Below are 21322 nucleotides of genomic sequence, written 5' to 3' on the forward strand. Positions count from 1 at the left end.
TTATTTTCACAAATTAATATATTTCTAAAAAACAATCAGTTACCAGCACTTTATCCCTTATGACGCACTGGTTATACTTTTCTATTTACTATTTACTATTTACTATTAATTGTTTTATTAAATCAAACACTTGAATAAATTTAGGGGAATTTGAGCCATTTTAAACCAAAAAAAACCCCTTTATCGTTTCCGAATAAAGAGGAATTTAACGTAACAAAACTCAAAAGCAGTAAAGTAGTATCGAACGCTTACCGCATCCTAGGGCGTGTCCTCAATTCAATTGATCATATCTAAACGGGCTAAAAATGGCTAAATTTTGCCAAACATCGTTAAATAGCTGATTAATATCCCGATATTATCTGCGCTATTTTCCTCGTTTGACTGCAATTTATCTCATTTTTATCAACATTTTTGAAATGAGGACACGCCCTAGTAAAACTTATAAAACCACCAATTTGGTCAGCAAAATAACGGTCAATACCCAAACTGGGATCGTGATTTCAGAGAATTTACCGGTCATCAGTTTTACCGCGGTAAAGGTGATAAAACCAAGCGCAATACCATCAGCGATAGAGTACGTCAGCGGGGTCAATAACAGAACAACCGCTACAGGAGCCGCTTCTGTCAAATCTTCCCAGTTGATTTCTTTTAGGGTAAATAACATCAGTACCGACACATAGAAAATCGCGCCAGCTGTGGCGTAAGCAGGAATCATACCAGCCAATGGTGCAAAGAAAATACTCAGTACAAACAATACGCCAACCGTCACTGCCATCAGACCTGTACGACCACCTGATGCCACTCCAGAAGCACTCTCAATATAACTGGTGGTCGATGACGTACCCAACATTGCACCAGCGACCGTAGCAGTAGAATCCGCCAGTAGCGCTTTGTCCATATTAGGAATATTGCCGTCTTTATCAATCAAACCCGCTTTATTGGCAATACCAACCAAACTACCTGTTGTATCAAATAAATCGACGAATAAGAAGGCAAAAATAACGCTGATCATACCAACGTCAAACGCACCCGCAATATCAAGCTCCATCAATGTTGGTGTGATAGATGGCGGCGCAGACATGATGCCAGCAAACTGTGTATGGCCTGTCAACAAGCTAATCACGGTGATAACCAAGATACCAATCGTCACGGCACCTGGGACTTTTTTATAGACCAAACCAATAATAATAAAGAAACCCAAAGCAGCCATCATAGGCGCAAATGAGGTCATGTCACCCAGCATCACCAATGTCGCATCACGACCGACAATGATACCTGAGCTCTGTAGCGCAATAAATGCTAAGAAAGCACCGATACCTGCCACAATACCTTGCTTAAGGCTGTTTGGAATGGCATTGATAACCCATTCGCGAATCTTAAACAAACTCAAAATGATAAACAAGCAACCCGATAAGAAAACAGCACCTAGCGCAGTTTGCCAAGCGTAGCCCATGCCCAATACAACGCCGTAAGTAAAAAAGGCGTTCAAACCCATACCTGGTGCGAGTGCCACCGGCAGTCTGGCATAGATACCCATAATAAAGCAGCCTATTGCCGCTGCTAAACAGGTAGCAACAAATACCGCCCCTTTATCCATACCAGCTTCCGCCAATACGTTGGGGTTGACAAAGATGATATAAGCCATGGTCAAAAAGGTGGTTATACCGGCAAGGATTTCCGTTTTGACTGTGGTGTTTTCACCATTAATCCCAAAATAGCGTTCAATTGCATTCATAAGTGTCGCGCCCAGCTTGCTAGTGAAAGAACAAATTTATTGATGCCTAAAATAAATATGACGTCAGCCAATGGATGGCGACGTCATTATCAAAAGACAGCGGTAACAAGGTGCAACATTTTAGAGAAGTTGCGGTACAAATTCAATCATTACCAGTGCCTTATGGGTACAAACCCACCTTTTCAGTCAATTAAGACATAACAGCCAGATAATATTTCAGACATCCACATATAAATTAACCTTATACTATGAATTGTACAAACAGCTGTTAATTATTTGGTATTTAACACTTTAACAAATGACCTTTTCGACATTTAGCAGTACACTAGGCGGCTGATAGCAATATGCATCATGACTGTCATATTATATTTTCGTTATTAAAGATCCTATCTGGTCTGCGTGTCGCGCCATGCCAGCTATTATTAATTACCCATGAGTCCCATACATGCCTGAATCATTAAATATTATCGACCTTATTACCCAAGCCAGTCTCTTGGTGCAGATTGTGATGGCATTATTGTTATTGGCGTCTTTACTCAGTTGGGTAATTATCTTTCGTATGAGCGCGCGGCTTGGTACGGCCAAAAATTTCGATCAACAGTTTGAAACTTGGTTTTGGTCAGGTGAAGACTTAGCCAAGCTTTATCAAGGCGTACAAGGCTCGCCTGAACGCCAAGGACTTGAGCAAATATTTTATGTGGGATTCTCTGAATACTTAAGAATGCATAAAAAGCGCCAACCCAAAGATGACATCATCGATGGTGTTGAGCGCAAGCTACGAGTCGGTTTAGGACGTCAGCAGCAACTATTAGAATCAGGACTAACCACGCTAGCGAGCATTGGCTCAGTCGCGCCTTATGTTGGATTGTTCGGTACGGTTTGGGGCATCATGAACGCCTTTTTAGGGTTATCACAAACGGAACAAGCGACCCTAGCTTCTGTCGCACCTGGTATTGCCGAAGCACTAATCGCAACCGCTATGGGCTTGTTTGCAGCGATTCCTGCCGTACTGGCGTATAACCACTTTACCGCCAAATCAAGCCGCCTTTATGACTCACGTGCTCTATTTTGTGATGAAATGACAGGCATGCTCCAGCGCGAGACCAGTGCAGAAAGCACTGTTGGTAGAGACAGTATTGCTACGAGAGAAACGCAATCTACTGCCAATCAAGCACAAGGACTATGAAATCATGAAACAGAGTCCCTATCGCCGTGAAAAAAAAGCGCTAAATGCGGAGATGAATGTCGTTCCTTATATCGATGTGATGTTGGTGCTGCTCGTCATATTTATGGTCACAGCGCCCATGCTGATTACGGGCGTCGATGTTGACTTGCCAAAAGAGCAAACCAATACCATGAGCCAAAGCCAATTACCCGTCATTGTATCCTTGACCGATAGTGGCGATATTTTTATCAGTTATGAAGACAATGTCGACCTGCCGATTAGTGAACCAGAGCTGATTGATACTCTATCTAACTTACAAAATCAAAGTAGCGATGCTGGGGCACAGCCTTTACAAGTCATGATTAATGCCGATCAAAACAATCAATATGGCGCTATCATGACACTCATGGCCACCTTACAACAAGCAGGCATTCAAAAGGTGGGATTATTAACAGGCGCACCCTTGCCCACACCATCATTGTAATAAATCCTATTCCTCGCTCAGCTTGCTATAATAAAGTAGATAATTTGATGAACCTCGTCCTTGAGTATCTTTACCATGCATAATGCTCCTGTCGTTTATGTACCGACCCAACCTGAAGGCAATGGGCTAACGTTGCCTACGCTACTTAGCGTACTGGCACATGGTCTCGTGATTGGGATACTCGTTTATACTTATCAACATACTAAAACCGACACTGTGGAAAGTATTGAGACGGTAATGGTCTCCCCCGAGCAATTGGCTGAGATGCAAGGTCAAATCCTTGCCAATCGTGCAACGGCAGCTAGGGCGATGCAAGCTGAAACTAATGCAAGTAGTGCATCGAGCACCTCATCATCAGAAAGTTTTAGCGATAGCGCCAGTCAGCCAAACTCGCAGCGTGTACCTGTCTTTACGCGCTCTAACGATTCTGCCAGTCAACCAATGCTGATGAGTGAAGAGCAGCATCAACGCTTACTTGAGCAAAACCAAGACTACGAACGTCGAATGGCAGAGTGGGCAGCACAATTAGATGAGTCGGTGACAGAAGAGCATGGTCAGGTAGAGCAAAACAAAAAAGAACAGCTAATAGAAGAACAAAAACAGCTGGGCGATTTCCGTAATAAACAAAATAATCCGCCTCATATTCCACGCCCGACTGCGACTGATAAAAATTTAAAGATTAATACAGGTGATTCTGGTAGCGCAGGTCAGAGATATGATCTAGAAGCAGACGGCAACTCAACAACATCTAATGGTGGTAGTGGCAGTACCTCTCGTTCTACTGGTGCTAGCGATAGTGATATAAAAGCACTAATCAAAAAGAATCTTATATCACCAGAAGGAGCTAAGGGGCAAACTGTCCTAGCAACTCTGACTATTACTGTTGATAGCAGTGGTATTATAACTGGTTACAATGCATCAGGAAGTAACCCAAAATATAACAAAGCACTAGAAGATGCAGCTAGGGTTACCAGAAAATTACCCATTGGTCCTGACGATCCTAAATACCCTACTTTTAGCATAGAATATATTGGAACAACTAAATAAAACTCAGTATATAAAAATCTCATTTCTTAAATTTTAAAAGTATCAAGATTCTTTATTGATTTTAGGAGAATAAATTGTACAAGTATATTTACAAAAAAAAGCTGACAACTCTGTGTATTAGCGCATCATGTTTACTTGCTTCTACTAGTTTGTCTGCCAAAGAAATAGTCGTACTACAGGATAGTTTCGAAATTCCCGTTCAACAAAACCAAGTCGCCTTTGTGCCATTTGCTGGTGATTCTGTATTATCGCCGATTATCGTCAACGACTTAAGCAAAGAAGGTCTAAAAATTACTAGCCAAAACCTACCGCAGCAGCCACGCAGTAGTAGCGAGCTGGCGGGTACTTTGCCAGTATGGCAAAATTTAGGTATTCCGTACTTAGTAATCGGTAGCACGCGTACCAACCGAGGTAAAATTATCACAGATTATGAAGTGATTGATGTCAAATCGGGGCGAATTCTTGAGGGTAAGCAAACCTCGACAACAAATAAAGATCCTGACAGTATGCGTCGTGCTGGACACGTCATTGCCAATAAAATCTACGCATTGATTACTGGTACGCCAGGTGACTTTTCAGGACGTATTGCTTATATTGAAGAGACTGGTGCTGGTAAAGAAAAAGTCTCACGTTTAAAAGTGATGGATGCCGATGGCGAAAATGCCAAAACCATTACTGAAGTAACCGGTTCTATCTTTTCACCAACATGGTCGCCAGATGGCAATCGCATTGCTTATTCTGTACAACGCGATAAATCTTATCCCGTTATTTATGTACAAAGTGTGAGCGGTGGCGGTGCAACCCCGTTAACGCCCTTCCCTGGCAGCAATCTCAGTCCATCATTCTCTCCTGATGGCAGTAAGATATTATTTTCTAGCAGCTTTGAAGGTAGCGCAGATATTTATGAGATGAGTGCCAGTGGTGGTCAACCTAGAAGGCTTATCAATTGGCCAAGCAGCGAAGTGCAACCAAGTTATGCGCCTGATGGCAAATCCCTTGTTTTTGTATCAGACAAAACTGGATTTAACAAACCACAGATTTATCGTTATGAGTTTGGTTCAGGACGTACGACTAAGGTATCAAGTAGCGGTTATGCCACTAGCCCGCAATTTAGTAACGATGGCTCACAAATTGCCTTTTTAAGTGGTCGCTCAGCGGCGATCATGAATAGCGGCGGCGCTGTTACTACTAACTTGGGCAATACCGGTATCGATGAAGCACCAAGCTTTTCACCCAGTGGCAGAAATGTAATTTATGCTTCAAAACAAGGCGGCAAAGGTAAATTAACAATTAAATCTTTGAGTAGTGGTCAATCGTTTGACATACCTGTACAAGGCATTGCTCGCTCACCAATTTGGTCATCTAGCCCTAAATAAACCATATTTATCATTATCTTTCTTAATTCATAAAGTCTTGCTCATAAAAAAGCGCCTAATAAATAATTAGGCGCTTTTTTATATTGCGAAGCACGGTTAAATCATTTTGCCACTAGCATGTATTGGACAATTATTGACTAAAGTAGTAAACACGATTAATCATCACTCGGATCACCCGCTGATGGATTGGGATGCCGCAGTTTTGCCACATCGTCAGCAGTCACGGTATCGGTAAAACCATTTAGGTCACTGACCACATATTGAGTAACCGCCGCCATCTGCGCATCGTTTTAAGTGGTCGCTCAGCGGCGATCATGAATAGCGGCGGCGCTGTTACTACTAACTTGGGCAATACCGGTATCGATGAAGCACCAAGCTTTTCACCCAGTGGCAGAAATGTAATTTATGCTTCAAAACAAGGCGGCAAAGGTAAATTAACAATTAAATCTTTGAGTAGTGGTCAATCGTTTGACATACCTGTACAAGGCATTGCTCGCTCACCAATTTGGTCATCTAGCCCTAAATAAACCATATTTATCATTATCTTTCTTAATTCATAAAGTCTTGCTCATAAAAAAGCGCCTAATAAATAATTAGGCGCTTTTTTATATTGCGAAGCACGGTTAAATCATTTTGCCACTAGCATGTATTGGACAATTATTGACTAAAGTAGTAAACACGATTAATCATCACTCGGATCACCCGCTGATGGATTGGGATGCCGCAGTTTTGCCACATCGTCAGCAGTCACGGTATCGGTAAAACCATTTAGGTCACTGACCACATATTGAGTAACCGCCGCCATCTGCGCATCGTTCATCATTCCATGGAATGAGGGCATGCCACGAAAGCCATTAATCAAGATATCGATGATGTAATACTTTGATTGCATCTTACTGTTATTCGCCAGTGGCGGATAATAGCCTGCACCGTAAGCACCCTCGCCTTTGTGCATGTGACAAGCCGCACAAGAGTCGTGATACAGCTTTTTGCCATCTGTCGTTACAAAGCCATTTGTGCCTTCAAACTTTGCGTCCCATTCAGTAATACTTGGGTCGTCTTCCATATTGGGCAATGAGCTGTCGTCGACAATATTGATAGCAGGTGCAGTAAGCTCCTCACGGCTCATATAAACGCCGCCCCACGCACCCGTATTTCGGCTTGCTTGATAGTCATTGGTTGTTAAGGAATCCTGATCTTGTACACTGGAAACCGTCACTTCATCATCTGACCGTTGACTACAGCCCAACAGTGCTGCACTGCTGATCCCACTCAGCAGCATCACCGTCAGCAGTTTGAGTGTCATGTTTTTCATGACTCTTTTCTTCACGATTGCCTTCTTCATGATTGCATTGTCCATGATAGCCTCTGAATCTTATAGTTATTTATATAACCCAAGCGTTATTAAACCAGCATTTTTGCTTTTTTATGTAGGCGCTTTGCGGCATCCATACCAGATAAAATAGCGCCTTCTTGCCATGCTGGAATATGTGAACAATGCTCGCCCGCCAGCACAATACGATTATCAATACTGCACAAGGTATCGTAATGCTGACGACGAGTCGACTCATTCCAAATACCGTAACAGCCGAGCGTCCATGGGATGCGGTGCCAGACAACTGATGTCCCTGCGCGGAATTCTTTTGGATACTGAGGATGGATGTATTTACCATAAGCAAGCGCAACATTAATACGTTCTTGCGGCGTTAAGGTATTAAACTTATAAGACGTCGGACCATAACCATATGCACCGAGTAGCACGCCCGTACCATCTTTAAACATATTTTGTGACGGGTAGGCAATCTGAGCAATGGGCATGTCGGTATAAGTCAGACCACCAAATATCCATTCATCTTCTTCCCAAAAGCGGCGGTTGAACTCTAGACCAACTTTATAAGAGGTTTCATAAGGCACGGCGGCCATCGCCTGCTTCATTGGCTTTGAGACATTGATATCCATCTGCGTTAATACAGTTAATGGAATATTGCACACGCACCAGTCTGCACGAATGGTCTTGGTGGCACCATCTGGGCTGTTGCTGTCTACATAATCGACCGTTACGCCACTGTCATCTTGATGAATTTTAGTGACCTTTGCATTAAACTCAATCATATCGCGGCATTCACGGGTGAACGCATCACCAATTTTCCCCATACCACCCACTGGCTGAAACATCGTTGGTTGATGACCATAAGTCATATGGTTGCCATAAATATCTGCCCACATACCTGAATCTAGTATCTCACTAATCGGCAAAGGTTTTGATGGCGTCGCATCAGGCATCAAGCCACCACCCGGAAACACACTAAAGCCACGATGTTTACTGGTCTCATTACTGGCGCGGTAACGATAATCTTTATCTAGCACCCCCCAGCCTTTTAAACCTTCTAATAGCTTTTCTTTGTCCTCAGTATTGACCGAGCGATCAAGACCACCGACGTTAACTGATTTCGATAGCAGCTCCGCAACATGACCTTGGATATCGTTTTTCACATCACCCAAACGCTGCGGCACGCCGTCGAAATGAGTACTGCGATGCAAATAAGCACGATCATTGGTTTGAATAAAGGGCTGCATCTCAACGCCGAACTGTTTGCAATAATGGAAAACAGCATAATGATGGCTTGGCAGACGCCATGGACCACCATTAAAATAGTTACCTTCTTCAAAATCGCAGGTGACTTCTTCGCCGCCAAGCTCAGTATATTTATCACCGCTATTGAGCGTCCAACTACGACCGCCACCACGGTTTTGGAACTCGAGCACCTTGACATCATAGCCTGCTTTACGTAACTCGTAAGCCGCGGTCAGGCCGCCAAGACCGGCACCAAGAATGACGATACTAGCGCCCGGAGGTGCACCTTTAAGATCCATGGTCTCTTTAAAACTCGACTCTGACGCAAATCCTAATGTCGTCATCGCCTGATACATCGCAGTCGCGCCCGCTGTTTTACCAATCATCGAGAGCAGTTGGCGCCGCGTTGGCGATTGAAGCATGTCTTTCATAATAATGTCCTTAAAGTAGACGTTCCTGCAAGACGGTAGGCATATATATTATTAATCAGCTCGACTTAGTTCTACGTCTGTTTTTCGAGCTGTTGTGCCTTACCATATTGCCTGTAGGTCTTATCCTATAATAAATATGTAAATCGTCTTTATAGAATCAATGAATTAACGACGGCGCCTAGACCGCAAGATGGCTCGTATAATAAACACAATGATAATAATAGCCACGATGATGCCGATTACTGCCAGTAAGCCCGCATATTTGATTAAGAAGGGCTTGTCAGTACCTGTCGTTGCGATACGGTCAACATCACTAGCACTCACCTCACTACTGTTGAGACCACCAAAATTCACACGCACATAATTGGTAATACCAGCGATTTGCTCGCTATTTAGCTCATCTGAGAACCCTGGCATGATAGGTGACGTGTTAGTCGCGCCTTCTACCCCATGAAGGATCATATTGACCAGCGCATCAGGTTTCTCACGGCGAATACTGCTGAGTCCAACGATAGGAGCGTAACGCGCATCAGGCTGACCATAACCGTCAACGCCGTGACAGCTACCACAGGCTGCCAAATATAGCGATTCTGGTGAATTGCTGCCATTACTCACCTGTACTTTGGCTTGGGCTAAATAATCTTTTTGCGCCAGTAAATCATGAGTGATAGATTCGCTAATGGGTGTTGGCAAACGCGAGACATCAACGGCTGCGACCTTATCATCTGTTTGGATAGCAGGCACCACTTTTAGATAAGAAGCAATGGCATTCAAATCTTCATTTTTTAAGTAGCGCGTACTATGTGCAACTGCCTCGCCCATAGGACCACCCGCATAGGCACGCTGGTCAAGCTCACCAGTACGCAGATAAGTGACAATATCTTGTTCACTCCAACTACCGATACCGCTCGACTCGTCAGGCGTGATATTTGGTGCATGCCAATGACCAAGCTGAGCACCTGATAGATACATTTTTTTATCGAAACCCATAGTGCTATTACGCGGGGTATGGCAAGTACCGCAGTGCTCTAAGTTATTGACAATATATTCACCACGTTGCTGCGTCTCAGTGAGACCATCACGGTTTTCAGTAGACGGGACATTAAGAAAATTCCAGCCAATCATTAAGCTGCGAATGTTAAAGGGAAACGGCAGGTCAGTTTTATATTTTGGTGCTTCATCGATAGCAGGTACGGTTTGCAGATAAGCAAACAACGCACTGATATCTTCTTCTTTCATGCCACTATAAGAAGGATATGGCATGGCAGGGTAAAGCATATGGCTTGGCGTACGACCTTTTTGCAACGCAGTCTTTAAATCCGCTTCGGTATAATCGCCGATACCATAACGTTTAGACGGGGTAATATTGGTTGAGTAGATATCTCCCATCGGCGTTTCGATCGCTGTACCGCCAGTATAATCTTCACCATGACATGCCATGCAATCGGCCGCACGGGCAATGTAAGCACCGCGATTGACAAGCTCGCTATTGGCTGGACTAATATTAGGTAAACTGGCATTAGGCAAGCTAGCATTGGCTAGGCTGGTATTGACGACGCTTGCGCCTTCAGCCATCGCAGCGCTAGAGGTCATACCGATGACGAGCATCGATAACATCACAGAAAGTGGCTTCATAATATCCTCATATAGCTGGCACCTAGGGTGTTGTAATTATTATTAGGATGAATGATTGAGATGAAACATTTAACATTGAGCAAGCCTTAATGAGTGACGACTTGTTATACTCAATTGATAGTCCATTAAGTGAGGTAGCAAATCATCCAGTAAATGCTGAGTAAAATAGCGTGACAAAAGTTAATTTCATAAGCGTAGTTACTAAGCATGGTTACTAAATGATGTCTACTCGCTCTACTAATGTAAGACTATTTCGCTACTATTACTTAGTGAGTAACGTATTGGTCTCAAATTTTTACAAAACGTAAAGAACCGCGTTATCATTATCAGTTTTTGATAAAGTAATATATTTTTTTATATTATAATAATAAGATATTTGAATAATATCATTAAAATCAGCAACTAAAGCCCTATTTTTTGGGTGCATATCTTCTATGAAAAACCTATCATTGTAGATAATTGTCACAAATTTACTTCATTTTTTGTCATCATCGATTTTAGTTGTACATAATAGATACATAGACTTAAGTTAGCACTCGCTTTTTTTACCAGTCATATTTTTATAATGCTACGAAACAAGCTATTGCACCGCACCATATTTTGTTTATGATAGGCGCTATTTCCACGTTGCCGATCGCCGCCTGAGACACCACTATGAAGTTACCGATTCTTGCTTATATACTTACATCAGCCCTGCTACTGACAGGCTGCCAATCATTTCAATTTGTCGACAGCCCCATCCCTGTGAATACCACCCCTATCAATAGCATCTTGGTCAAAAATACGCCTGCCACCACCGTGCAGATTCAAAATAATACCAGTACAAAAAATCAAAATTAGTGCCATCACACTCATAAAACAAGCAAAAAAAAGGCAGATATCGGTTTGATATCTGCCTTTAATGTTTAATAAATTACCTTGAATGACTCAATAGCCATTCATTTCAAGGGCGTTCCGCTGGCTGATGCTTGATAATTGTCTTAGCCAAATGATCGCCAAACCAAATAGCCGTATCAATATCTCCCCGTCCTGGCGTTTCCTCAGGGGGACCATCAAGCGACTGGGTCATCAAGCCCAAAAAGCTAGATAAACGGTTTAAATCATGAGCCTCATGACCTGTCGGCATCAGCGGTAATCCAATCCAGTTCATGCCATGCTGCATCGCATACAAAGAAATCTGCTGCAATACCGCCAGCTTATCACCGCTCAGCCCACCAGAGTTGGCAAAAGCGGCTGCCCACTTGCCTTCCCATTTACGATGATACCAGCGCTTTGAGGTTTCATCCATAAAAGTCTTAAATTCAGCAGTGACACTACCCATATATACGGCACTACCGAAAACCAGCAAATCCGCCTGATCCAAATAATCCCAGTCAACCTTGTGGACATCAACGGCTTTGGCCTGTGCTGCTGGCAATTGCTGATGCGCCCCTTTAACGATCGCTTCAGCGACGCGCTTGGTATGACCGTAGTTGCTATGATAAATAACAGCAATAGATACAGTCGGTATGTTATCAGTAGTGGACGATTTGGCAGGTGTATTCATACAAACTCTAATAATGGCTATAAATGGTTAAATAAAAACAATATAAGTTCAACAGTTAATTGCGCGCAACAGCAAATAGCGTAATCCTACGCAGCGCCACGTACAATGACCAGCGCCATTCGACCTGTAGCAGGCTGCTGCAAATGCGTTTGACGCCGATAAGAATAATAGTGGTCATCAGTATAACTACAGCTGCTAGATAAGGTGTCATCTACTATAACGCCCGCCGCACTAAGCTGATCCGCTGCCAACTTTGGTAAGTTTAGCCTGATTTTTCTCGCGTCAACTGTGTCACAGCTTGACAGCTTGACAGCTTATCAACCGTATCCTGTACATGTTGAGTATTGCTATCGCCTTTAATAGTAGCCACAGAATCTATGACATATAACGAATCAAAATGCTCAATACTGGCTGTGTTCAATAACTTATTTTCTGTGCAACCTTTCAATAATTGATTGCGAACTTGAGCGCCAACTTCATAACTGTCTTGGCTGATACAAACACCAATCCAAGCTTTGATTTGTCCCGATTGCGTAAAGCATTGCACAGTCGCTTGAATAACCCCGCAAGCCAGACCTTGCCAACCCGCGTGAATCGCTGCTATTTGACCACTAGCTGGCTGATATAAAACTATCGGCACGCAGTCAGCCGTCATTATCGCAAGCCCAAGCCCTTGTTGCCGACTGACCATCGCGTCAGCAGACATTGGCGCCATACTTAGCGCTGTGCCATCAATATCATGAATTTGCTTACCGTGAACTTGGTTAACCCAGTGTAAGCGTTTGATGGGTACCTGTTGGCAGGCTGTCGACGATAAGGGTGCAAGCTGCTCATTGATGGCAGATAATAAACGCATGCGATTGCTCAGTACTTTTGCAGCATCGTCATTGACATGCAAACCTAAATTTAGCTCACCGTAATTCGCTTGACGTTGCTGTCGTACTAGCTGTTCTATGGGCTGGTCTTGTGAGTCAACATCATCGCTTGAAAAGGCAGCCGTTTGAAAAACAGCCACATCATCAATCTGTGCAAGCAATGTCATAGGAAACTGATGAGTCATGGCTGATTTACCGTCTTAATGAGTCATTTTTATGTCACGGATCGCTATTTACTACTAGGCTCTGTTTTTTACAAGCGACTTTACGCTCTCGCCTACAAGGAGCGGTCTACTCGTCATCATAGCCATCACTTAGCACAGCCATTAACTGCTGCATATCTTCAGGCAGTGGTGTGGTGACTTCAATATCTTCACCTGTCGTTGGATGTACGAAACCCAGTGTATAAGCATGCAAGGCTTGACGTGGAAAATTATTAATCGCTTGACGCTGGGCTTCTGTCAGTCCTGCCCGCAGTTGACGACGACCACCATAGACACGATCACCCACTATCGGATAAGTCACATGACTTAAATGCACACGAATTTGGTGAGTGCGTCCCGTTTCAAGACCTACATCCAACAGGCAATAATTGCCATTAAGCGCGGTCACATTCAGTAAATGAGTCACAGCTTCGCGTCCTGCCGTCATTACCGTCATTTTAGTACGCTGGTTGCGGTGACGACCGATTGGCGCGTCAATACGGCGATGGCGCGATAAACTCGCTGCATCCCCTGCTACCACACATTGATAGTGACGATAGACCGACTTGTCCTTTAATTGCTCCATCAGCGCAAGCTGTGCTGGCTTGGTTTTACCAATCAACAATAGCCCTGAGGTATCTTTATCGATACGGTGCACCAGACCTGCACGCGGCAGATGGTGCTGCTGCGGATAATGATACAGCAGTGCATTGACCAAGGTGCCGGTTTGATTGCCTGCGCCAGGATGCACTACCATGCCAACAGGTTTATTGATGACCAATACGTCATCATCTTCATAGACCACATCGATGTCTATATTTTCTGGTTGATCTTCACTATGCTGCTCTAATGTGGTGGTTAACTGCAGCACATCACCCGCTCTGACACGAATTTTCGGTTTTTGCACGCCACCGTTATACAGCAGGCTGCCATCACTGATCCAACCTTGTAATTGAACACGTGAAAAATCGGTAAATATTTTTGAAGCCAATTTATCAATACGTAAACCAGCTTCGTCTTCTATAACCGTATGCGTCATATTAATAATTACTGGCACCACTTGACCGGCGGCTGACGCTTCATCATCGTCGCTATCATCAATGTCGTCAACATCTTCATCGCTGCTATCTATCATATCGTCGTCAAGCACATCACTATCTTTTAAAATAGCTTCTTCTGACACAGCGTCTTCTAAAACATGATCGCCATGGCTTTGCTCATCAAGCATCGACTGATTATCGTCAGGTAATTCACTATTATTTAAAACGTCATTTGGCATCGGTGACTCTTGTGCTGATGAATCAGTCTGTCGTGATTGATTCGGTGGTAAATGGGTAGTCATAGCATTATTATTCATAGCAGATTTATATATGGCAAAGCGCCTGACATAGTTTTGAAAGGTAGCTTTTGAGAAAATTTCTAATAAAGTGTTAAGCGTAACGCTATAAAAAACAAAAGGCCATTCGCTATCAATCGCTTATCATAAAAGCGATCGTCGTCGAAAAAAGCGGAGGCAATACCGTGCTAGTGTATCACGCCAAGCGCCTAAGCCCTATAGAAGCTGTGTGTTATCTGTCATTTTTTGATTATACCGCAGCGAGCCTCATCGTCGTACTTAACTCTCTAAAATATGACATTGCTGTAATTTACTGTATATTTGTCAGTGTCAGCGACATTCGATATCGCTCGTGACAGCAGCTCATGTTAAAATGCCAAACTGACATGCGCTGGTGTACAGCTCATTGCGAGCAGCAGCATATCGCACCTGTGTTGCAGTAGACTAATAACTGTACGATACTGACTCAAATTCGATGAGCACGATTGGATTAAGTATAATATAGATGGCGAAAAAATAGACGAAGCAAGCGTTATTCTATAAAGTATAGCCATATTTTGCTGTATGCTATGCCACTGTATGCTTATCGAATTTTTTATTAAAAGCATTTGGTTTGATATAAACCCTATGCCATCAAGCGTTTTTTAATAACGATAACTGGTATGTCCGATGATTGACATAGTAGATGACAGACCACTATTGATGCCTACGCATCGTTTTTTATCATTAACCTAATATCTAGTATGATAGCGTCGCTGCTATTATACGTCTTGTGTCGGAGAAGAAGTATGCAAGCTGTTGGCAATACGTTTATCAAACTGTCCTCAATAACCCTACTTGCGCTAAGCGTAAACTTAGTGGGCTGTCAGACTTTCAAAAACCTGACTGGCGGTAAAGACGTCGATGCAGTAGAAACTGCCGAAAAATCAGAGCAGAACTATTATAACGATGCCATTACCCAGATTGATAAAGGCCGCTATACACAAGCCATCGAAGATTTGACCAATCTGCGCACTTTTTATCCTACTGGACAGTACGCTGAGCAAGCATTACTCGACATGATGTACGCACAATATGCCAGTGGTAAGTATGAAATGGCAGCCGCCAGCGCTGAGCAATTTATTAACCTATATCCTTCTAATCCTCAAGTCAGCTACGCTTACTATGTGCGCGGCGTGGCCAATATGCAAGGCTCATCAGAAGGTCTAAAACTGTTTAAGCTCAATCAAGCTGAGCGTGATACCGCCTATTTACGTATTGCCTTCGCTAACTTTCAAGAGCTTATTAATAAGTACCCTAACAGCCCTTACGCGCCAGATGCCGCTCAGCGCATGACTTTCATTTACAATCAGTTTGCTGAAAGTGAGATGAGTGCAGCCAACTGGTATATCGAGCGCGAAGCTTATGTCGCTGCTGTTAACCGTGCCAAATGGGTGTTTCAATACTATCCACTTAGTGAATCCATCCCAGACGCAATCGCAGTCTTAGCTTATAGCTATGACAAATTGGGTATGTCTGATTTGGCAGCAGAATACAAAACTCTATTGCAGATTAATTATCCCAACATGTTAAGTGCTGATGGACGCGTTAAACTCGACACCAAACGTGAGCGTTCTTTCATCAACAAATTGACTTTTGGACAGTTAAGTCGTTTTAACAAAGATACTTCATCAGTTGCGACAGGCGACTATAAAGGCGCGACCAAAACTCAGGTTATTCGTAACGCCAGTCAATTGAGACTGCCAAGCGATAATGCAGCAGCAGCCAGTGCAGCGCAAGGTACTTCACCTGTGCGCGCCAATACTGGCATCAATGTCGGCTTGGGTCTGCCTGAAGAATCCGCTGAGCGTATTACTAGCCAATCGAGCACTGGCTCTACGGCAAGAGAAGCCAATGTCGATCCACAAAACACCAATCCTGTACGCCGTACGACATTGCCTGTTCAAGGGATTGATATTCTGCCAGCAGATGTCGATATGAATGATGAATAAATGCGCTAGATTTGAGGCAACGTCTCTTCTTTAATTAAGAGAACGTCTCTTCTTTTTAGTACATCAACGCACATCATGAAAAAAATAAGGTCAACGACAGAGTTGGCCTTATTTTTTCTGTTTCTGTTTCATTATCTATGCCCAATATCTATGCCCAATATTGTTTGCGCCCGATATTGCCTATGCTTAAGATAATACACCTATGGTAAACTGTTTTTTGCATGAGTATTCCAAATCACATTCTCGACCAATTAAATAGCCAAGCTGACTTAATCAGTATCATTGGGCGTCATACGACGCTTAAACGTGCTGGTAGTGAGTTTAAAGGCTGCTGTCCATTTCATGGTGAAAAGTCGCCCTCTTTTTATGTCAATCCACAAAAAAACATCTATCACTGCTTTGGCTGTAGCGTCGGCGGTAATGCCATCAGTTTTTTACGCGATTATGAAAACTTAACTTTTATTGAAGCGGTTAATGAGCTATCAAAACAGACGGGTATCGAAGTCCCAAAAGAAGAGCAACAAAACGTCAGCTATCAGCGCCGTGCACCAAAACCGATTGCACCACCGTCAATACCTAGTCCGACTATCGACGCTAAAAGTCCTGCTCAAGCAATTAATGTACCTTCTATTAACGCTACTTCGGCTATTCAGCAACAAAACCAGTACGGCGATACCGATCAACCCGTTTATCACGATAGTAGCAACGGCTACGATGAGTATCCACCGCTAGATGCTTACGACTCAGCATCTTATCCAGAAGGTTCTTATGGCACAGACTACCAAGATGATAATAGCTATCCGCCAGCATGGTTAACAGGTGGCGATACTGACGCTGCGGCATTGTACGATGATCATAGCGTTTCCGACAAAGACGGTAACTTGTATGAGCTGTTAGAGCAAATCCAGCAGTTTTATCAATACAATCTCACCCTTCATCCGCATGCCAAGCATTACTTTTTATCGCGTGGTATCACAGAAGACATCTTTGAAACCTTTGGTTTAGGCTATGCGCCCTTTGGTTGGCAGCATCTTGAGCATCAGTTTCCACAAGATATTGAAGGGCTGAAGGCGCTTGGCTTGGTGCGCCAATCAGAGTCAGGACGCGATTATGATCTACTCCGTGATCGGGTCATTTTCCCGATTCGAGACAATCAAGGACGCACCATTGGTTTTGGTGGTCGCGCGCTCGATGATGAAGTAAAACCTAAATATATCAACTCCTCTGACTCACCCGTTTTTCATAAACAGCATGTGCTGTATGGCTATTACGAATCACGCCAACAACGTGCCGACAGCTGGCTGGTGGTCGAAGGCTATATGGATGTGATCGCCCTTTACCAAGCGGGTATTTATGGCGCTATTGCTTCTATGGGTACGGCGATTAATGAGAGTCAAATATCACGATTACTGACGCTGAACCCAACCCTAACCTTGAGCTTTGATGGTGATAGCGCGGGACAAAAAGCAGCTTGGCGTACCCTTGAAGTTGCCCTACCCGTACTGGCCGATGACAAAGAGTTGCGGTTTTTAACCCTACCAAATAATCATGATCCTGATACATTTATTAAGAGTCAGGGCGGCGATGCCATGCGTGAGCAAATCGCGAATGCCATGCCATTGTCACAGTATATTTTTGCCTATTTAAGCGAGCGTTACGATTTAACCTTGGCAGAAGGCAAAGCCAAGCTCATGTCACAAGTACGTGCCTTGACCACTGCATTACCTAAAGGTAGTAGCTTTCGCTATTTGCTGAACAATGACGTCTATCAGAAGCTGGGTGGTAAACGTAGCCAAAATATCGAAGCCAAAGATGCGCTGTTAGATTTTGATGGTGACATGACCATCAGTCAGCAATTGCAACTTTGTTTTTTGTTTCAGCCACGCGCCTTAATTGAAGACCCTATCGAAGCCATTTGGCAGCAGGCAGGTATTAATGATTTACAGCTGCCAGCACACATCAAGCAAAAAGCCGCGCCTGACATCTTGCGTCCGCTGGCTTGGGAAGATTTGCAAGATATCGCCTTGCTGGATATCGTTAGCACCATCAAACGCTGCCTGAATCATTTACCCAAAGATGCCAACGCCGCCGCACACTTTATATTGTCTAATGTCAAGCCAATCACCCAAGAGACACTTAGCCGTAGCTGGGGCGGATTTTATAAGACATTAATTGGCAGAAATATTTTGAGCTTGGATGAGTTGATCGAAAACTTGGTGATGCAGTTGCTCAAGTTACATCTGCAAAAAAAGATGCAAGAGCTCATCAAAAATCCTGATCATATCAAGCTGGCGATTGTCCGTAAGCAGTCGCAATTATTAAATGATTGGCTACGCGCGCAGCAAGCTGAGCAGTCAGCGCAGATGGTTACCGTCAAATCTTAACGTTTGCCATTATTTTTGCTAAAAAATCTCCAACCCTTTAAAAGTATAGCGGCTGCCCCCACTACTAATGATTATGCCCAATAGCATGTATTGCCATTTAATCATTCAACTGATAGCAAATAATCAGTAAAAAACGGTCGGTAGATATCACTACCTCGTGCTTGATTACGCTGGTGTGTGTTAAACTGTGTCGCTAACTATTTATAGCCCGATTTAATAGATGGCGATAAATCCGCCTCATTAAGCACAAATTTTAGATATTATTTTGAAGTATCCATTTTTAGGTACCGTTATTTTTATATATTATTTTTTAGATAATGTTATCTTGAAGACTTTTTAGCGTTACTAATTTCTAGCAGTTTTTTAGCATTGTAATTGTAATATTTTGAGCCTTTATTCATATCAACTCATTTTTGATATTATTGACAACCTCTACGCCATATTTTGATGAATCGATTGATTATATCAACGCACTGAGCGAGCGATAGCGCGTCACAATATAAAAATGTCCGATGCAAGTAAGCGAGTATTTATGAACGATAAGTCAGTTTCTAAGTCCACATCTCAACTGGCCACCTTAATCCAAATGGGTAAAGAGCAAGGCTATCTCACCTATGCTGAGGTGAATGACCAACTGCCCGACTCTATTACCGAAAGCGATCAGATCGAAGATATTGTGCAAATGCTGACCGACGTTGGTATCAAAATCTTTGAATCTGCGCCTGATGCCGATGACATCTTGATGAACGACGATTCAAGCGATGATGACATGGCAGCGGATGAGGCAGCGGCGGTATTGGCCTCTGTTGAGACTGAGCCGGGTCGCACCACTGACCCTGTGCGTATGTATATGCGTGAAATGGGTACGGTTGATCTATTGACCCGTGAAGGTGAGATCGCCATTGCCAAGCGTATCGAAGAAGGTATTCGTGACGTACAGCATGCGATGTCTTACTGGCCGGGCACCGTACAGTTCGTCCTTGATGAGTATCAAAAAGTACAAGATGGCGAAAAAAAGCTTTCTGACGTCATTACTGGCTTTTTAGATCCTGAAACCGAAGCAGACAAAATCGCTGCCCAAGAAGCAAAAGAGGCAGCAAAAGAAGAACGTGAACGCATAAAAGAAGAAAAAGAAAATCCACCTGTGATCAAAGCAAAAGCCAAAGCAGCAGCGCTTGATGATGAGGACGAGGATGAAGACGACGTTGAAGAGGAAGCTGAAGAAGAAACCAGCGGTATCGATCCTGAAGAAGTACGTCTGCGTCTAGAAGAAATCGAACACTTATTTATTAAAGCCAAGCAAGCCTTGCTAGATTATGGCCGTGGTAGCACAGAAGCAGATACTGCTTATGCCCTACTTGCCGAACGCTTTATGATGCTAAAGTTGAACAATCGCTTGTCAGATCAAGTCATGGCTATCATGCATGATGTCTATGATGATGTGCGTAAGCAAGAACGTCAAATCATGCGTTTGGTCATTCGCCGTGGTCGTATGCCGCGCGAAGAATTCCGTAAGACTTTCCCTAGCAACGAGACCAATGTTGATTGGTTGATTGAACGTATTAAAGGTAAGCCTGCGTTTGCTGGTACGCTAGAAAAAGTCACTGATGATGTTATTTTATTGCAACGTCGCATTCGTGACTACGAGCAACAGCTCGACATGAAAATTCACGATATGAAAGACGTGGCGCGCCGTATGGCAGTCGGTGAAGCAAAAGCTCGCCGCGCCAAAAAAGAAATGGTCGAAGCTAACCTGCGTCTGGTTATTTCTATCGCGAAGAAATATACCAACCGTGGTCTACAGTTCTTGGATCTAATCCAAGAAGGTAACATCGGTCTGATGAAAGCCGTCGATAAATTTGAATACCGCCGTGGTTATAAGTTCTCGACCTATGCCACATGGTGGATTCGTCAGGCGATTACCCGCTCTATCGCTGACCAAGCGCGTACCATTCGTATTCCTGTACATATGATCGAGACCATTAACAAAATAAACCGTGTTTCTCGTCAGTTGCTACAAGAAATGGGACGCGAGCCAACACCTGAGGAGTTAGGTGAACGCTTAGAGATGGACGAAGTTAAAGTCCGTAAAGTACTGAAAATCGCCAAAGAGCCTATCTCTATGGAGACACCAATCGGTGATGACGAAGACTCGCATCTAGGTGATTTCATCGAAGATGGTACGATCTCAAGCCCTGTTGATGATGCGACCGCAGCTGGTCTGCGTGAAGCGACTCGTGATGTATTGGGCAATCTGACTGAGCGTGAAGCACGCGTGCTAAAAATGCGCTTTGGTATCGACATGCCAACCGACCATACCTTGGAAGAAGTGGGTAAGCAGTTTGACGTAACACGTGAACGTATTCGCCAGATTGAGGCAAAAGCACTGCGTAAATTGCGTCATCCGTCACGCTCTGAGCATCTGCGTTCGTTCTTAGAGAATGATTAATAATAAAGCAAACTAAGCACCAATAAAAAAGCCGAGTTTATCTCGGCTTTTTTGGGTCATCGATTTGATGGCTCGAATGCTATAACTACA

The 21322-nt window shown here is 43.5% G+C and carries 18 protein-coding genes; 9 read left to right on the plus strand and 9 right to left on the minus strand.

Annotation, left to right across the window (positions count from 1 at the left end; genetic code table 11):
* Nucleotides 1-439 precede the first annotated feature (439 nt).
* A complete protein-coding gene (locus JMW94_RS04135; RefSeq protein ID WP_055124161.1) occupies nt 440-1735 on the minus strand; it encodes an NCS2 family permease in 1296 nt (431 codons plus the stop codon).
* Between the two features lie 445 nt (nt 1736-2180).
* Here JMW94_RS04135 and tolQ point away from each other — a divergent pair, with 445 nt between their 5' ends.
* The 4 genes from tolQ to JMW94_RS04155 all read left to right on the plus strand — a co-directional run bounded on the left by tolQ (nt 2181) and on the right by JMW94_RS04155 (nt 5807).
* The gene (tolQ, locus tag JMW94_RS04140; RefSeq protein ID WP_201601586.1) at nt 2181-2921 is read left to right on the plus strand and encodes a protein TolQ; all 741 of its coding nucleotides are present in this window, start codon (nt 2181-2183) and stop codon (nt 2919-2921) included.
* Nucleotides 2922-2925: 4 nt separating this feature from the next.
* Nucleotides 2926-3384 (plus strand): protein TolR, encoded by a 459-nt coding sequence (gene tolR, locus JMW94_RS04145; protein ID WP_045452251.1) that lies wholly within the window; start codon nt 2926-2928, stop codon nt 3382-3384.
* 75 nt (nt 3385-3459) lie between these two features.
* On the plus strand, nt 3460-4431 hold the full coding sequence (locus JMW94_RS04150; RefSeq protein WP_045452309.1) for a cell envelope integrity protein TolA: 972 nt from the start codon (nt 3460-3462) through the stop codon (nt 4429-4431).
* 74 nt (nt 4432-4505) lie between these two features.
* The gene (locus JMW94_RS04155) at nt 4506-5807 is read left to right on the plus strand and encodes a translocation protein TolB (protein ID WP_227678931.1); all 1302 of its coding nucleotides are present in this window, start codon (nt 4506-4508) and stop codon (nt 5805-5807) included.
* 155 nt (nt 5808-5962) lie between these two features.
* Here JMW94_RS04155 and JMW94_RS14835 read toward each other — a convergent pair whose 3' ends face one another.
* On the minus strand, nt 5963-6085 hold the full coding sequence (locus tag JMW94_RS14835; protein ID WP_413786181.1) for a hypothetical protein: 123 nt from the start codon (nt 6083-6085) through the stop codon (nt 5963-5965).
* Here JMW94_RS14835 and JMW94_RS04160 point away from each other — a divergent pair.
* Nucleotides 6068-6334: a hypothetical protein gene (locus JMW94_RS04160; RefSeq protein WP_227685407.1), complete on the plus strand. Its 267-nt coding sequence runs from the start codon at nt 6068-6070 to the stop codon at nt 6332-6334. The two genes, JMW94_RS14835 and JMW94_RS04160, sit on opposite strands and share 18 nt — an antisense overlap.
* A 155-nt stretch (nt 6335-6489) precedes the next feature.
* Here JMW94_RS04160 and JMW94_RS04165 read toward each other — a convergent pair whose 3' ends face one another.
* From JMW94_RS04165 to JMW94_RS04175, 3 genes are all read right to left on the minus strand, one after another.
* Nucleotides 6490-7152, minus strand: a complete 663-nt coding sequence (locus tag JMW94_RS04165; protein WP_045452303.1) for a c-type cytochrome — start codon at nt 7150-7152, stop codon at nt 6490-6492.
* A gap of 59 nt (nt 7153-7211) precedes the next feature.
* Complete coding sequence (locus JMW94_RS04170) at nt 7212-8813, minus strand: flavin monoamine oxidase family protein (protein WP_201601589.1); 1602 nt, start codon at nt 8811-8813, stop codon at nt 7212-7214.
* Nucleotides 8814-8978: 165 nt separating this feature from the next.
* Nucleotides 8979-10448, minus strand: a complete 1470-nt coding sequence (locus tag JMW94_RS04175) for a cytochrome c (RefSeq protein ID WP_201601592.1) — start codon at nt 10446-10448, stop codon at nt 8979-8981.
* A gap of 654 nt (nt 10449-11102) precedes the next feature.
* Between JMW94_RS04175 and JMW94_RS04180 the strand changes: the two genes are divergently transcribed.
* Nucleotides 11103-11288 (plus strand): hypothetical protein, encoded by a 186-nt coding sequence (locus JMW94_RS04180; RefSeq protein WP_201601595.1) that lies wholly within the window; start codon nt 11103-11105, stop codon nt 11286-11288.
* 103 nt (nt 11289-11391) lie between these two features.
* Here JMW94_RS04180 and JMW94_RS04185 read toward each other — a convergent pair whose 3' ends face one another.
* The 4 genes from JMW94_RS04185 to JMW94_RS04195 form a co-directional block, all read right to left on the minus strand.
* Nucleotides 11392-11994 (minus strand): flavodoxin family protein, encoded by a 603-nt coding sequence (locus JMW94_RS04185; RefSeq protein WP_201601598.1) that lies wholly within the window; start codon nt 11992-11994, stop codon nt 11392-11394.
* Between the two features lie 86 nt (nt 11995-12080).
* Nucleotides 12081-12245, minus strand: a complete 165-nt coding sequence (locus JMW94_RS14840) for a laccase domain-containing protein (RefSeq protein WP_227685408.1) — start codon at nt 12243-12245, stop codon at nt 12081-12083.
* A gap of 11 nt (nt 12246-12256) precedes the next feature.
* Entirely contained in the window at nt 12257-13054 is a 798-nt protein-coding gene (locus JMW94_RS04190) for a polyphenol oxidase family protein (RefSeq protein WP_227685409.1), read from the minus strand.
* 106 nt (nt 13055-13160) lie between these two features.
* On the minus strand, nt 13161-14414 hold the full coding sequence (locus JMW94_RS04195) for an RluA family pseudouridine synthase (RefSeq protein WP_227685410.1): 1254 nt from the start codon (nt 14412-14414) through the stop codon (nt 13161-13163).
* 782 nt (nt 14415-15196) lie between these two features.
* Here JMW94_RS04195 and JMW94_RS04200 point away from each other — a divergent pair.
* From JMW94_RS04200 to rpoD, 3 genes are all read left to right on the plus strand, one after another.
* Nucleotides 15197-16399, plus strand: a complete 1203-nt coding sequence (locus JMW94_RS04200) for an outer membrane protein assembly factor BamD (protein ID WP_201601601.1) — start codon at nt 15197-15199, stop codon at nt 16397-16399.
* Nucleotides 16400-16620: 221 nt separating this feature from the next.
* Nucleotides 16621-18783 carry a DNA primase gene (locus JMW94_RS04205; RefSeq protein ID WP_201601604.1) on the plus strand — a complete coding sequence of 721 codons (2163 nt, stop codon included), beginning with the start codon at nt 16621-16623 and terminating at the stop codon, nt 18781-18783.
* 532 nt (nt 18784-19315) lie between these two features.
* Nucleotides 19316-21232 (plus strand): RNA polymerase sigma factor RpoD, encoded by a 1917-nt coding sequence (gene rpoD, locus JMW94_RS04210; RefSeq protein ID WP_045452235.1) that lies wholly within the window; start codon nt 19316-19318, stop codon nt 21230-21232.
* The last annotated feature ends 90 nt before the right edge of the window (nt 21233-21322 follow it).

The sequence above is a fragment of the Psychrobacter immobilis genome (genome assembly GCF_904846185.1).
Lineage (GTDB): Bacteria > Pseudomonadota > Gammaproteobacteria > Pseudomonadales > Moraxellaceae > Psychrobacter > Psychrobacter immobilis_B.